Annotated in this window: 14 protein-coding genes and 1 tRNA gene; 8 read left to right on the top strand and 7 right to left on the bottom strand. The window is 62.6% G+C overall.

The features are described from left to right. The first annotated feature begins 79 nt into the window (after nucleotides 1–79). Complete coding sequence (locus ENE74_RS00920; protein WP_127688769.1) at nucleotides 80–331, top strand: type II toxin-antitoxin system HicA family toxin; 252 nt, start codon at nucleotides 80–82, stop codon at nucleotides 329–331. Continuing rightward, nucleotides 331–549, top strand: coding sequence for a type II toxin-antitoxin system HicB family antitoxin (locus tag ENE74_RS00915; protein WP_206517613.1), 219 nt, complete (start codon nucleotides 331–333; stop codon nucleotides 547–549). The genes ENE74_RS00920 and ENE74_RS00915 overlap by 1 nt, the downstream gene beginning before the upstream one ends. A gap of 24 nt (nucleotides 550–573) precedes the next feature. On the opposite strand, the gene ENE74_RS18440 is transcribed toward ENE74_RS00915, so the two are convergent. Beyond that, nucleotides 574–777, bottom strand: coding sequence for a hypothetical protein (locus tag ENE74_RS18440; protein ID WP_241241766.1), 204 nt, complete (start codon nucleotides 775–777; stop codon nucleotides 574–576). Here ENE74_RS18440 and ENE74_RS00910 point away from each other — a divergent pair. Continuing rightward, nucleotides 776–1,144: a hypothetical protein gene (locus ENE74_RS00910; protein WP_241241765.1), complete on the top strand. Its 369-nt coding sequence runs from the start codon at nucleotides 776–778 to the stop codon at nucleotides 1,142–1,144. The genes ENE74_RS18440 and ENE74_RS00910 overlap by 2 nt on opposite strands. A 437-nt stretch (nucleotides 1,145–1,581) precedes the next feature. Beyond that, the gene (locus ENE74_RS00905; RefSeq protein ID WP_127688766.1) at nucleotides 1,582–3,168 is read left to right on the top strand and encodes an amidase; all 1,587 of its coding nucleotides are present in this window, start codon (nucleotides 1,582–1,584) and stop codon (nucleotides 3,166–3,168) included. On the opposite strand, the gene ENE74_RS00900 is transcribed toward ENE74_RS00905, so the two are convergent. The 3 genes from ENE74_RS00900 to ENE74_RS00890 all read right to left on the bottom strand — a co-directional run bounded on the left by ENE74_RS00900 (nucleotide 3,152) and on the right by ENE74_RS00890 (nucleotide 5,377). Continuing rightward, nucleotides 3,152–3,562 (bottom strand): DUF4345 domain-containing protein, encoded by a 411-nt coding sequence (locus tag ENE74_RS00900; protein ID WP_127688765.1) that lies wholly within the window; start codon nucleotides 3,560–3,562, stop codon nucleotides 3,152–3,154. The two genes, ENE74_RS00905 and ENE74_RS00900, sit on opposite strands and share 17 nt — an antisense overlap. Further along, a complete protein-coding gene (locus ENE74_RS00895) occupies nucleotides 3,559–4,032 on the bottom strand; it encodes a DUF2721 domain-containing protein (RefSeq protein ID WP_127688764.1) in 474 nt (157 codons plus the stop codon). The genes ENE74_RS00900 and ENE74_RS00895 overlap by 4 nt, the downstream gene beginning before the upstream one ends. Nucleotides 4,033–4,165: 133 nt before the next feature. After that, nucleotides 4,166–5,377 (bottom strand): LL-diaminopimelate aminotransferase, encoded by a 1,212-nt coding sequence (locus ENE74_RS00890; protein ID WP_127688763.1) that lies wholly within the window; start codon nucleotides 5,375–5,377, stop codon nucleotides 4,166–4,168. Between the two features lie 375 nt (nucleotides 5,378–5,752). On the opposite strand from ENE74_RS00890, the gene ENE74_RS00885 reads away from it, so the two are divergent. The 3 genes from ENE74_RS00885 to clpS all read left to right on the top strand — a co-directional run bounded on the left by ENE74_RS00885 (nucleotide 5,753) and on the right by clpS (nucleotide 9,075). Then, on the top strand, nucleotides 5,753–7,447 hold the full coding sequence (locus ENE74_RS00885; protein ID WP_127689499.1) for a PHA/PHB synthase family protein: 1,695 nt from the start codon (nucleotides 5,753–5,755) through the stop codon (nucleotides 7,445–7,447). Between the two features lie 117 nt (nucleotides 7,448–7,564). Further along, a complete protein-coding gene (locus ENE74_RS00880; RefSeq protein WP_127688762.1) occupies nucleotides 7,565–8,452 on the top strand; it encodes a phasin family protein in 888 nt (295 codons plus the stop codon). A 242-nt stretch (nucleotides 8,453–8,694) separates the two neighbouring features. Continuing rightward, nucleotides 8,695–9,075, top strand: coding sequence for an ATP-dependent Clp protease adapter ClpS (gene clpS / locus ENE74_RS00875; RefSeq protein WP_420902551.1), 381 nt, complete (start codon nucleotides 8,695–8,697; stop codon nucleotides 9,073–9,075). Nucleotides 9,076–9,126: 51 nt separating this feature from the next. Here the strand turns inward: clpS and ENE74_RS00870 are convergent, their stop codons facing one another. The 3 genes from ENE74_RS00870 to rlmB form a co-directional block, all read right to left on the bottom strand. Then, nucleotides 9,127–9,447, bottom strand: a complete 321-nt coding sequence (locus ENE74_RS00870; RefSeq protein ID WP_127688761.1) for a TFIIB-type zinc ribbon-containing protein — start codon at nucleotides 9,445–9,447, stop codon at nucleotides 9,127–9,129. 137 nt (nucleotides 9,448–9,584) lie between these two features. After that, entirely contained in the window at nucleotides 9,585–10,382 is a 798-nt protein-coding gene (locus ENE74_RS00865; RefSeq protein ID WP_127688760.1) for a hypothetical protein, read from the bottom strand. A 24-nt stretch (nucleotides 10,383–10,406) separates the two neighbouring features. Further along, nucleotides 10,407–11,147, bottom strand: a complete 741-nt coding sequence (gene rlmB / locus ENE74_RS00860; RefSeq protein ID WP_127688759.1) for a 23S rRNA (guanosine(2251)-2'-O)-methyltransferase RlmB — start codon at nucleotides 11,145–11,147, stop codon at nucleotides 10,407–10,409. Between the two features lie 104 nt (nucleotides 11,148–11,251). Between rlmB and ENE74_RS00855 the strand changes: the two genes are divergently transcribed. Then, nucleotides 11,252–11,338: transfer RNA gene (locus tag ENE74_RS00855), tRNA-Tyr, on the top strand. The last annotated feature ends 111 nt before the right edge of the window (nucleotides 11,339–11,449 follow it).

Below are 11,449 nucleotides of genomic sequence, written 5' to 3'. Positions count from 1 at the left end.
GCCGCAGCGGGCATTACATTCTGGACCCACGATCCAGTGTGTTTATTAGACGCGTTGGACATTTTCCAACGAGGTAGCCGTGGTCAAGCCAGCCAAACTGTTCCAGCGCCTGCTTCAAGGCAGCCGCAACTTATCGTTCCGAGATTTTCAGCATCTGCTGGAAGCGTTCGGTTTTCGGCTTGTTCGCGTCAGCGGCAGTCATCATGTCTATGCGCAACACGGTCTCGACCGCCCGCTCATCATCCAGCCCAACGGCAAGGACGCCAAGACCTATCAGATCGAGCAATTCCTTGATATGGTCGAAGCCTACGGCCTAAGCATGGACGAGTGATGGACCATCATTATCATATCAATGTGTTCTGGTCGAAAGAGGACAAGGTGTGGATTGCGGATGTCCCCGATCTCAAGCCATGTTCGGCCCATGGGGCTACCCCTGTGGAAGCCATTGCGGAGGCTCAGGTAGCTATCGGCCTTTGGCTTGATTACGCGCGAGAGAAGGGTTTCCCGATTCCAGAGCCGCGCTACCGCCCTGCGATCTACGCCGCCTGAACCCGCTATCGCTCGGCCCGGCGATTAGCGGTTGAGGCCGGTCGCCTGCTCGGCCATAGCCGTTGCTATGCGCTTGTCCTTCGTCCCGCTCGTTCCCGTCGTGATGCTTGCCGCCTGTGTCGCGCCGCCGCGTGATGTGCCGGTGCCGCAGCCCGCGCCCACGCCGCCTCCGGCCCCTGCGCCTGCCCCACAGCCGCCTGTCTCGGCCGACTGGCGTGACTGGCCCATGACATCTGGCGCATGGCGTTACGCGCAGAACGGTGCGGATAGCGAAGCGGCGTTCGGTCAGGCTGCTGCCGCGCCGCTTGTGACGGTTCGATGCGAGCGGGGCGCACGACGCATTCTTATCGTCATGCCCGGCGCACCCGCCGCAGCGCAGGTGACTGTGCGTACCAGCTTCGGTGCAGCCAGCTGGCCAATGCAGCCGCTGTCGCCGGGTGGCGCATTCGGCACCATACGCCCGGCGAGTGATCCTGTGCTGGATCAGATTGCCTTCAGCCGAGGCCGTTTCATGGTGCAGGTTTCCGGCATGGCACCGCTGGTGTTGCCGCCCTGGGCAGAAGTGACGCGCGTGATCGAGGATTGCCGGGACTAAAGTGGTGCGCGGCGACGCGGCGCGAGCGCACAAGTATGATTCGAAAAAAGATTATTACAAGCCTTGATCGTCACCCATGATTGATTCACAACGGCTGTGTCGCCGATCAAGGCTGTTGCCCCACCCGGCACGCACTGTTTCAACATAGCGAAAGGAGGTGATCCGATGTCTCATGGTTCAGCAATGGGGTCGGTCAAGTCCATTCGGGGAACGCGCCGCTGAGCGACGCCGCTGCGTCGATTGTGCCCCTCGGGCCGCGCGCTTGAAACACCTTCCCAAGCCGCGATTTCGATGTGCGCAATAGCGCGATTCACGTTTCCCCTGGGCGGCGCTTCCGGCCGCTGACCATGCAAATGACGGGCCGTCGGGCATGACCCGGCGGCCCCTCTCATGCGTGTCGTTCCGGCTTACAATCGCTTTGAGAAAGGGTGCCATCCATGCGCATATCCGTCCCCTTGTTCATCCTGTGGGCGGCATGCGCAATTCCGCTTCGTGCGCAGGCTATCGAGGAGGAGACGATCGCGAGCTTGACGCAAGGCATGGCGGCAGGTCGTATCACCAGCACCAGCGCCGTCGATGCCTATCTGGCGCGTATCGCGGCGATGGACCGGGCGGGGCCGCGTCTCAACAGCATCATCGCACTCAATCCCGATGCGCGGGGCGAGGCGCAGGCGCGCGATGCGGAGCGCAAGGCGGGCAGGCTGCGCGGGCCGCTGCATGGCGTACCGATCCTCATCAAGGACAATGTCGAGGTGCGCGGGATGCCGACCACGGCCGGATCGCTGGCACTTGCCCGCAATAATCCGGGCCGGGATGCCCCGCTCGTCGCGGCGCTGCGGGCGCAGGGGGCCGTCATCCTCGGCAAGACCAACCTGTCGGAATGGGCGAACATCCGCTCCAGCCGGTCGCTCAGCGGATGGAGCGCAATCGGCGGCCTCACACGCAATCCCTATGCGCTCGATCGCACGACCTGCGGCTCGTCGAGCGGATCGGGGGCAGCGATTGCTGCGGGATTTGCGGCGGCAGCGGTGGGGACCGAGACAGACGGGTCGATCATCTGCCCCAGTTCGATGACGGGTCTCGTCGGCCTGAAACCGACCCTCGGTCTCATTCCCCGAACGCATGTCGTGCCGATCAGCCACAGCCAGGATACCGCCGGACCGATGGCGCGCAGTGTGCGCGACGCAGCAATGCTCTTTTCGGCGATGATCGCCGTTGATCCTGCCGATCCTGCGACGCGTGACGCCAGCCGTTACAAAAAGGACTATGCTGCCGCGCTCGATCCGGCCCGGATCAGAGGCATGCGGATCGGTATCGTCCGGATCGGCGCACAGCCTGAATGGCGCGCCCGGTTCGATGCGGCCCTGGCCACGCTGAAGGCCGCGGGCGCCGAACTCGTGGAGATCAAGCCGACCCCGGCCGAGGGCATGGGCGACGCCGAGGGCATAGTGCTCTATACCGAACTCAAGGCCGACCTTGCGGCCTATCTCGCCACCACGCGCGCCGATCAGGTGCTGGACCGAACGCTGTCCGACCTGATCGAATTCAATGATCGCGAAGCGGCGCGGGAAATGCCGCTGTTCGGGCAGGACACGTTCATGGAGGCAGAGGCGACGAAGGGGCTGGACGATCCTGCCTATCTGGCAGCGCGGCAGACGTCTCTGCGGCTGGCGGGCAAGGACGGCATCGACCGGATGCTGGCGGAGAACCGGATCGAAATGATCGTGATGCCCAGCTATGGTCCGGCATGGCCATCGGATACGGCCTGGGGCGATCAGTATGAAGGGCCGGGTGGATCGACCGGCCGCGCGGCGATTGCAGGCTATCCGCATCTGACCGTGCCCATGGGGCTGGTGCGCGGGCTGCCGGTCGGCCTGTCGTTCATCGGCACCGCGCATGACGACCAGAAGCTGCTCGACATCGGCTATGCCTATGAGCAGGCGGCCCGGATCCGTATCAAGCCTGATTTTCGCCCGACCGTCGACAGCGGCCCGGAACTGGAAGGCGCTATCGCGACGCGCTGAACCGGCGCACGAAACTCGCTTGCCACAGCATCAGGCAGGGGACGACGCCTAGCTCCATGCCGAGACCCAGCAGATGCCCGGTGGACGGCGTTCCCACCGCGATCAGCGACCATAGCCGCGCCAGTCCGCCGATCACGACGAACGCGCCCAGCATCCTGAATCGTTCGCCTTTCGCCTCGATCGCCGGGACGCAGGTGCAAAAGGCAAGGCCCACGCCGAAGAAGATGCCGCTCATGTACCGGAAATGGCTGTCGAGATCGGCGGGTGCCGCATCGACGCCACGCAGCCAGCCCGGTCCAGCAATAATTCCCATGCCGCCGGTCACGACGGGCACGACGCAGGCGAGCGCCACGACGGCCTGCAACAGGCGCTTTTCGCCGGTTAGGGCCGTCACGTTTCTTCCGCTTCGGCCTGATGGTACAGGACCTCATTGCGAATGTGGATGGTGCGCGCCGCCAGCCGGATTTCCACGATGAACGTGATGAAGGCGGCGGCCTGCAACAACATCGCCATGATGAACAGCACGGCGATCGGCGTCCCCATATGCGCGTCGAACAGCTCTGCGGCAAACAGGAGAATGACGACAAGGCAGACCGCCGCGCCGCTCGCCACGGTCAGGAATATGGCGGTGTTGACCACGGTCATGCGACGGTCGAGCTTGCGGATTTCCGCGACCATACGGTCATGCTCGCGCCCGCGCGTCTCCAGCACCGCCTGTTCCACGAAGCGCGCACGGTCGACGACGCGCGCCAGCCGCCCGGTACAGACATTGAGAAACGCGCCGATACCTGCCAGCAGGAATACGGGCGCAAGCGCCAGCTGGATCGTCTGCGCGACCTGGGAAACCTGGGGCAGGGGAATCATCGACGCAGCTGACCTTTGGCTGGGGTTTGGACGAAATCCGTAAAGCACGGGAACGCCCGTGGCGAGGCGTTCCCGTGCCTTATTGACCGGTGCGCGATCAGGTCCTGACCGATCAGCGCCAGCCGCTGCGCGCTCAGATCGCCGCCTTGCTGGTCGGTGTGTTGACGCCCATGCTTTGCAGATAGCGTTTCACGTTGCGCGCCGCCTGCCGCAGCCTTTGTTCGTTCTCGACCATGGCGATACGGACATAGCCTTCGCCATCCTCGCCATAGCCCACGCCCGGCGCCACCGCGACCTTCGCGTGCGTCAACAGCTGCTTGGAAAACTCCAGGCTGCCCATGTCCTTGAGCGCCGGGGGCAGTGGTGCCCAGGCGAACATGGAGGCGCGGGGTGCAGGGATCTCCCATCCTGCCCGGCTGAAGCTTTCGACCAATATATCGCGGCGCTTGTGGTAGAGTTCCCGGTTCTTTTCCACAATGTCCTGCGGCCCGTTGAGCGCGGCGCAGGCCGCCGCCTGCACGGGTGTGAACGCGCCATAATCGAGATAGGATTTGACGCGGGTCAAAGCGGCAATGAGATGCGGATTGCCGACCGCAAAGCCAATACGCCACCCTGCCATCGAATAGGTCTTGCTGAGTGACGTGAACTCCACTGCCACGTCCTTGGCGCCGGGCACCTGCAGGATCGAAGGCGTGGGATTGCCGTCATAATAGAGTTCGGAATAGGCAAGATCGCTCAGCACCCAGACCTTGTTTTCCTTAGCCCAAGCAACCAGCCGTTCGTAGAAAGCAAGATCGACCGTTTCCGCCGTCGGATTACTGGGATAGCCGCACACAAGGATCGACGGGCGGGGCACGGTGAACGCCATCGCCCGGTCGAGCGCGCGCCAGTAATTCTCATCCGGCGTGGTCGGCACCGAGCGGATCGTCGCTCCCGCGATGATGAAGCCGAAGGTGTGGATCGGATAGCTGGGGTTGGGGGCGAGCACCACGTCGCCCGGCGCCGTGATCGCGGTGGCGAGGCTGGAGAGCCCCTCTTTCGATCCCATCGTCACCACGACTTCGGTATCGGGGTTCAATTCCACGCCGAAGCGGCGCGCATAATAATTGGCCTGCGCCCTGCGCAACCCGGGTATCCCCTTGGACGCCGAATAGCCGTGCGCGTCGGGCTTTTGCGCCACTTCCACCAGCTTTGCGATCACATGGTCGGGCGGGGGCAGATCGGGATTGCCCATGCCCAGATCGATAATGTCCTCACCCGCCGCGCGCGCCGCCGCCCGCATCGCGTTCACTTCGGCGATGACATAGGGGGGAAGGCGTTTGATGCGGTAGAACTCTTCAGACATGGATCGATACTTTCGTCAATTTCTGGCGCTGCGGCCTTGTGTATGCTCCGTAGAGGATGGCAGAGTGCCCTTCGGTCCGGTCTTGGACACAGGCCATATAGACCGAGCCGACGCGGCTGGCCAGAACAACTGGCCGCAACAGGCGCGCGGGTTTTCGCGCAGGAGAGCATGATGGGCAACACAGGCACGAAAAGCCGGACGAAGGCTATGGGAAAGGCGCAACAGCAGGGCAAGGTTCCGCCACCGGAGCAAGATGCCCCGCAGCAGCCCTCGTACGGACATGGTGTCCGGGATGCGTCGCCCGAGCCGACTATCGATCCTGTGATCGAGCCGGTTATCGAGGCGGCACAGACGCTGATCCCGACGCTCGATCAGATGCAGCAGTGGACGCACAGCATCGGCCGCGCGCAACAGATGATGCTGGAACATGCGACACGCCAGATGGCGCATGGCCAGCCAGCCTTCGATGCCGCCGCCCTCGCCAAGGCGCAGGGCGATTATGTCGAGGAAGGCATAGCCCTGTGGCAAAGGTTTCTCGACGGGTCGGGATGGCTGAAGGAGACGCCCGATCCCGTGCCTGCCGAAAGCCCGGCTGCGCGCAAGGACCGCCGCTTTGCCGACCCGGCGTGGCAGAAGCATCCGTTTTTCGACCTGATGAAGCAAGGCTATCTGCTGACATCGGATTATCTGACACGGCTGTCCGACAGTGTCGACGGCATCGACCCCAAGCAGAAGGCGCAATTGCGCTTTGCCACGGCGAGTATCGTGGACGCGCTGTCACCCAGCAATTTCCCGATGACGAACCCGACGGTCCTGGAAAAGACGATCGAAAGCGGGGGTGAGAACCTCATCAAGGGCTTTCAGTTCATGCTGGCGGACCTCGACAAGGGGCAGTTGTCGCACACGGACGGCAGCCATTTCGAGGTTGGCCGTAATATCGCGGCGACGCCGGGCAAGGTCATTCACGAAGCGCCGCTCTATCAGCTCATCCATTATGCCCCGACGACCGAAACGGTGCTGGAAACGCCGCTGGTCATATTCCCGCCGTGGATCAACCGCTTCTACATCCTCGACCTCGCGCCGGAAAAAAGCTTCGTCAAATGGGCCGTGGATCATGGGATCAGCGTGTTCATGGTTTCGTGGAAGTCCGCCGACGAAAGCATGAAGGACGTGACGTGGGACGACTATATCCTGCGCGGGCAGATCGACGCGATCGATACGGTACGGGGTCTGCTCGACGTGCCCAGCGTCCACACCATCGGCTATTGCGTGGCGGGGACGACGCTGGCGGCGACGCTTGCGCTGCTGGCGGCACGAGGCGAGGCGGATAAGGTCGCCAGCGCGACGTTCTTCACCGCGCAGGTCGATTTTTCCGAAGCGGGCGACCTGACGTTATTCGTCGACGACGACCAGCTTGCTATGATCGACCGTCTGACGACATCAGGTGTGCTGGACGGGCGCTATATGGCGGCGACCTTCAACCTGCTGCGCGGACGCGACCTCATCTGGAACTATGTCGTCAACAACTACATGATGGGGCAGGATTACAAGCCTTTCGACCTGCTTTACTGGAACGGCGATACCACCAACCTGCCCGCAAAGTGGCACCGCGCCTATCTGCGGGACCTCTATCGCGACAACAAGCTGGTGCAGGCCGGGGCGATCAGCATCGACGGGACGCCGATCGACCTTTCGCGAATCACGACGCCCAGCTACATTCAGGCGGGGAAGGAAGATCATATTGCGCCGCCGCGCAGCGTGTGGAAGCTGGTCGAGCATTTCAAAGGGCCGCGCCGTTTCCTGCTGGCCGGATCGGGGCATATCGCGGGCGTCGTCAATCCGCCCGTGGCCCGCAAATATCAATATTGGACATGCGACGATGCCGTCGCCACGCTGGACGCATTCATCGAACAGGCGCAGGAAACGCCGGGTAGCTGGTGGCCGGATTGGCGTCAGTGGCTCGACAGCCTGAGCGCGGCACAGGTGCCTGCGCAAGGCGCGCGTATCCCTGGCGAGGGACGGCTGCCCGCAATCGAGGACGCGCCTGGACGTTACGTCCGCGCGCGCTGAAGGCCGATGATTTCCCTTTTGTTACAGCCATATGATATTTTTGCTGCACTGCACAAAAGTTCTTGATTTCCGGCCCGGCAAGCATTATTGTGCATCGCAGCAATGATGGAGGTCGATATGGCCGATACACCGAAAAAGATGGCAACGCCGCGCAAGGCACCCGTCAGCGGCGGCAAGGGCGTGGCCCTTACGGCGCGCGAAGCATTGAAAGCTGCCGATCTTGCGACGACCAAGCCTGCGCCGAAGCCGAAGGCTGCGGTTGAACGCAAGGCTCCGGCAAAGGCAGCGCCCGTGGCCGCTGCGCCGGAGAAGAAGGCGACGACCGCCAAGCCGGTCGTCGCAGAACCTGCACGCGTTGCACCGCCGATCACGGTCGCCGAACCCGAAGTCGTCAAGAAGCCGGAACCGGTGGTTGTGCAGGAGCCGGTGATCGAAACCGTGCATCAGACCGAAGAAGCCGAAGTTGTGACCAGCCCGTTGAACGAAACCATGCCGCAGGTGGACGATACCATCAAAGTGGCAATCGCAGAAGGAAAGACGACCATGAACGACGTGATCGAAAACACCAAGAAGTACACCGAAGAAGCCAAGACCCGTTTCCAGTCGGCCTTTGCCGAAATGAACGAAAAGGCGAAGGTCAGCGTCGAGAAGTCGACCAAGACGATGGAAGAAATGACCGAGCTGGCCAAGGGCAATGTCGAAGCCATGGTCGAATCGGGCAAGATCGCGGCCAAGGGCATGGAAGCCATGGGCCAGGAAGCCGCTGAATACAGCCGCCTGACCTTCGAAAAGGCCAGCGCGATGATGAAGAGCCTGGCCGCCGTCAAGTCGCCGACCGAGTTCTTCCAGCTCCAGACCGAAATGCTCTCGAGCGCGTTCGACGCCTTCGCCAAGGAAAGCGCGAAGAACAGCGAAGCGATGATCAAGCTGGCCGGCGACGTTGCCCAGCCGCTCAGCAGCCGCATGTCGGTGATGAGCGAGAAGGTCAAGTCGCTCGCCGCCTGAAGGCATTGAGCGATACGGGTGCCCCGCGCACCTGAAGTATCGCGCCTGAAGTCTTCGATGGCCGCTTCCCATAAGGGAGGCGGCCATTTTGCTTTGCAGTGCATGACAGGACGTTCGCGCCGTCGTGCTCCCCCGCGGCCGCCCGCGCACGGCTTCGCCACCCGAACATCCGTGGCAATCGCGACAAACGCCGCATACAGCCTCTTGCGTCCCGCGCCGCAGATGCCATATTCTGAGCGGACATGAACAGCTTCACAACAGAGTTTCGGGACGCCCCGCGCATGAGCGACGAGGGCAAGGACGATGAAGGCGGCACCGGCACGACGGGGCCAGGCGTCGGTATCGCCACTCGCACTCGTACGCGCACCAAAAAGCCCTCGCTTTACAAGGTGCTGATGCTGAACGACGATTATACGCCCATGGAGTTCGTCGTCCATGTGCTCCAGCGGTTCTTCAAGATGGACATGGAGGAAGCCACGCGGGTGATGTTGCACGTTCACCAACGCGGCGTCGGCGTATGCGGCATTTTCAGTTATGAAGTGGCCGAAACGAAGGTGAACCAGGTAATGGACTTCGCGCGCCAGAACCAGCACCCGCTCCAGTGTACGCTGGAGAAGGCATAAGATCAGGCGATCATGGCGGCGCTGTTCGGGACGCCGCAGTAGACCCAGGCTTCAGTCGAACAGCTCTTCCAGAAAGCTTTTCTTGCGCTTGCGGCGATAGTCGCCCTCATAATGCGGGCGATAGCCCTCCACCTGATGCGGCACGACCGGCGGCACTCGATCGGGACGAAAACTCGGCTGCGCTTGTGGCGCCCTAGCGGGCGCTTCCGCTTGGTTACTGCGCTCGATGATCTTGTCCAGTTCCCCGCGATCAAGCCATACGCCCCGGCACTGCGGGCAATAGTCGATCTCCACACCCTGCCGCTCCGACATCGCAAGGCCGGTGTGGCAGATGGGGCAGAGCATGGCGGAAACGCTTTCGGGACTACGCAAAGATCAACACTCCATCATGATGCCAGCCTATGTCTGCCCTTGATCGGCCGACGCAACAGCGGGCACCTCGCCATTCTGGTCCTGTTGATGATCGTCATCGCGCCACGGCTTTTCAAGACGCAGCTTGGCAAGGCCTGCTATTTCGTCGGAAAGCGCACGACCGCCATCGGTGCCTCGTTGGTCAGCGGGGTGATCGTCCAGCGTATCTGTCGCTTGCCCGCGACCGTGGCAGCGCCGTCTTCCTGATTTTGGCTCACGATGTCGGCGTCGGTCGTGAGCGTGAACGTGCCGTCGAGATATTTGCCCATGTCGTCCGCTCCGCTGCCCATGCCGCTTTTCCGGCTGGCCGAACCATTCGCATAGCCCGGTGCCTTCACGCGCACCCGGTCGTCGCCGCGCAGTTCGATCGCAATGAAAGGGAAGACGAATTCCGCATCGACATTGAACGGAAAGACGAAACCATGGTCGAGCGTTCCGTCGATGACATAATCGATCAGATATTTGTTCCGACCGGCATAGTTGACCGAGCGAAACCCTTTTTCCCGGCGAAGAGCGGCGACGATCGCGTCGATCTTGCGCCGCTTCGTCGCGGCATCGGCTTTGTCATCGGCTTCGGGATCGACGTCGCTGAAATCCTCGCCCGCCTTCTGGTCGTCGGCTTTGCCATCGTCTTTCTCGGCCTGCCAGGCGATGTTCTGAAGGGTCGCCTCCTCGTCCTCCGTTACCGGGGCATCGTCATCGCCTGTACCGCCTTCCTTAAAGCCCTTGCCGATGTCGGACGGGTCGCTGGCAATCACCTCGCCCTTGTAGGCGAAGGTAAAGCTGCGGTCGGCGCGGATGTCCAATGTCGATTCGAACGTGCCTGGCGTCAGCAGGCAGGCGGACAGAAGCAGCGCCATTCCAAGCCCCAGGGCCGCGCGCGTTAAAGCCATCATCGTTCTGCTCCTGGTTTTGCGTGCTCAGCCGATCGCCGCAGCATAGAGCGCAATGGCGGCCGCGTTGGACACATTGAGCGATTCCATCCGCGGGCTGATCGGCAGCTTTGCCAATATGTCGCAATGCGCCATGCTGTTGTGGCGCAGCCCTTCGCCTTCGGCACCCAGCACCATGGCGACGCGCGATTCGCCGATCGCCTTGTCCAGCGTCAGTTCCGCTTCCCCGTCCAGGCCGATGCGCCAGTAATTGGCTTCGGCGATTTCATCGAGCGCACGCGCCAAGTTGACGACGCGCACCCAGGGCACGATTTCGAGCGCGCCCGATGCAGCCCGCGCAAGCACGCCGGTTTCCGCAGGCGAATGCCGGTCCTGCGTCACGATGCCGAGCGCATCGAACGCCGCGGCAGAGCGCAGGATCGCGCCGACATTGTGCGGGTCTGTCACCTGATCGAGCACGAGGATCGGCCGCTTGTCATCACGCCCATCCTCCAGGATGTCGCCCAGCCAGATATCGTCGAGCGGCTCGACTTCCGCCACAATGCCCTGATGCGGCGCGTCATGCGGAACCATGCGGCCAAGGTCGGCCACGTCGGCGTAGACGATCGGCAGCACGGGGGGCAGTTCCAGCGCGGTCAGAGCCTCACGCGTACCCCATATCTTGCGCACGATGCGGTTCTCGTTGGCCAGCGCCGCAATGACGGCGTGGCGGCCATAAAAGCGGGGAAATCCCCCCTTCGGCTTTCCGGTGCGATGTCCTCTTTTCATGGCGCGTTCTTTTCACGGGAAGCATTGACAGGCAAGCCTCCTTTCGTCATTGAGCGCCCCTCCGGTGGCAACACGGCCTGTTTCGCGCAGCCGCAACGCCCGATGGACAGGTGGCCGAGTGGTTAAAGGCAGCAGACTGTAAATCTGCCCGGGTTTCCCGTACGCTGGTTCGAATCCAGCCCTGTCCACCATTCTTCGATACAGCAGCAGGTTGCCAAAATGGTTGGCGCAGCGCATTGCATGACGGCGGCGCCTTGCTGCGCCCGGCGAAGAAGTCCCCGCGCTGCGGAACACCCCTGCGC

This window comes from Sphingobium algorifonticola (assembly GCF_004005485.1).
In the GTDB taxonomy this organism is placed as follows: Bacteria; Pseudomonadota; Alphaproteobacteria; order Sphingomonadales; family Sphingomonadaceae; genus Sphingobium; species Sphingobium algorifonticola.
Note: the sequence above shows the minus strand (reverse complement) of the source record. Positions and strands in the feature narration are given on the sequence as shown.

Excerpts from the sequence above, each read along its gene's own strand:
- ENE74_RS00915 (WP_206517613.1), top strand. The coding sequence starts at position 331 with ATGGACCATCATTATCATATCAATGTGTTCTGGTCGAAAGAGGACAAG.
- ENE74_RS00880 (WP_127688762.1), top strand. The coding sequence starts at position 7,565 with ATGGCCGATACACCGAAAAAGATGGCAACGCCGCGCAAGGCACCCGTC.
- ENE74_RS00865 (WP_127688760.1), bottom strand. The coding sequence starts at position 10,382 with ATGATGGCTTTAACGCGCGCGGCCCTGGGGCTTGGAATGGCGCTGCTT.
- rlmB (WP_127688759.1), bottom strand. The coding sequence starts at position 11,147 with ATGAAAAGAGGACATCGCACCGGAAAGCCGAAGGGGGGATTTCCCCGC.
- ENE74_RS00885 (WP_127689499.1), top strand. The coding sequence starts at position 5,753 with ATGCAGCAGTGGACGCACAGCATCGGCCGCGCGCAACAGATGATGCTG.
- ENE74_RS00905 (WP_127688766.1), top strand. The coding sequence starts at position 1,582 with ATGCGCATATCCGTCCCCTTGTTCATCCTGTGGGCGGCATGCGCAATT.
- ENE74_RS00895 (WP_127688764.1), bottom strand. The coding sequence starts at position 4,032 with ATGATTCCCCTGCCCCAGGTTTCCCAGGTCGCGCAGACGATCCAGCTG.
- ENE74_RS00910 (WP_241241765.1), top strand. The coding sequence starts at position 776 with ATGACATCTGGCGCATGGCGTTACGCGCAGAACGGTGCGGATAGCGAA.
- ENE74_RS18440 (WP_241241766.1), bottom strand. The coding sequence starts at position 777 with ATGGGCCAGTCACGCCAGTCGGCCGAGACAGGCGGCTGTGGGGCAGGC.
- clpS (WP_420902551.1), top strand. The coding sequence starts at position 8,695 with ATGAACAGCTTCACAACAGAGTTTCGGGACGCCCCGCGCATGAGCGAC.
- ENE74_RS00890 (WP_127688763.1), bottom strand. The coding sequence starts at position 5,377 with ATGTCTGAAGAGTTCTACCGCATCAAACGCCTTCCCCCCTATGTCATC.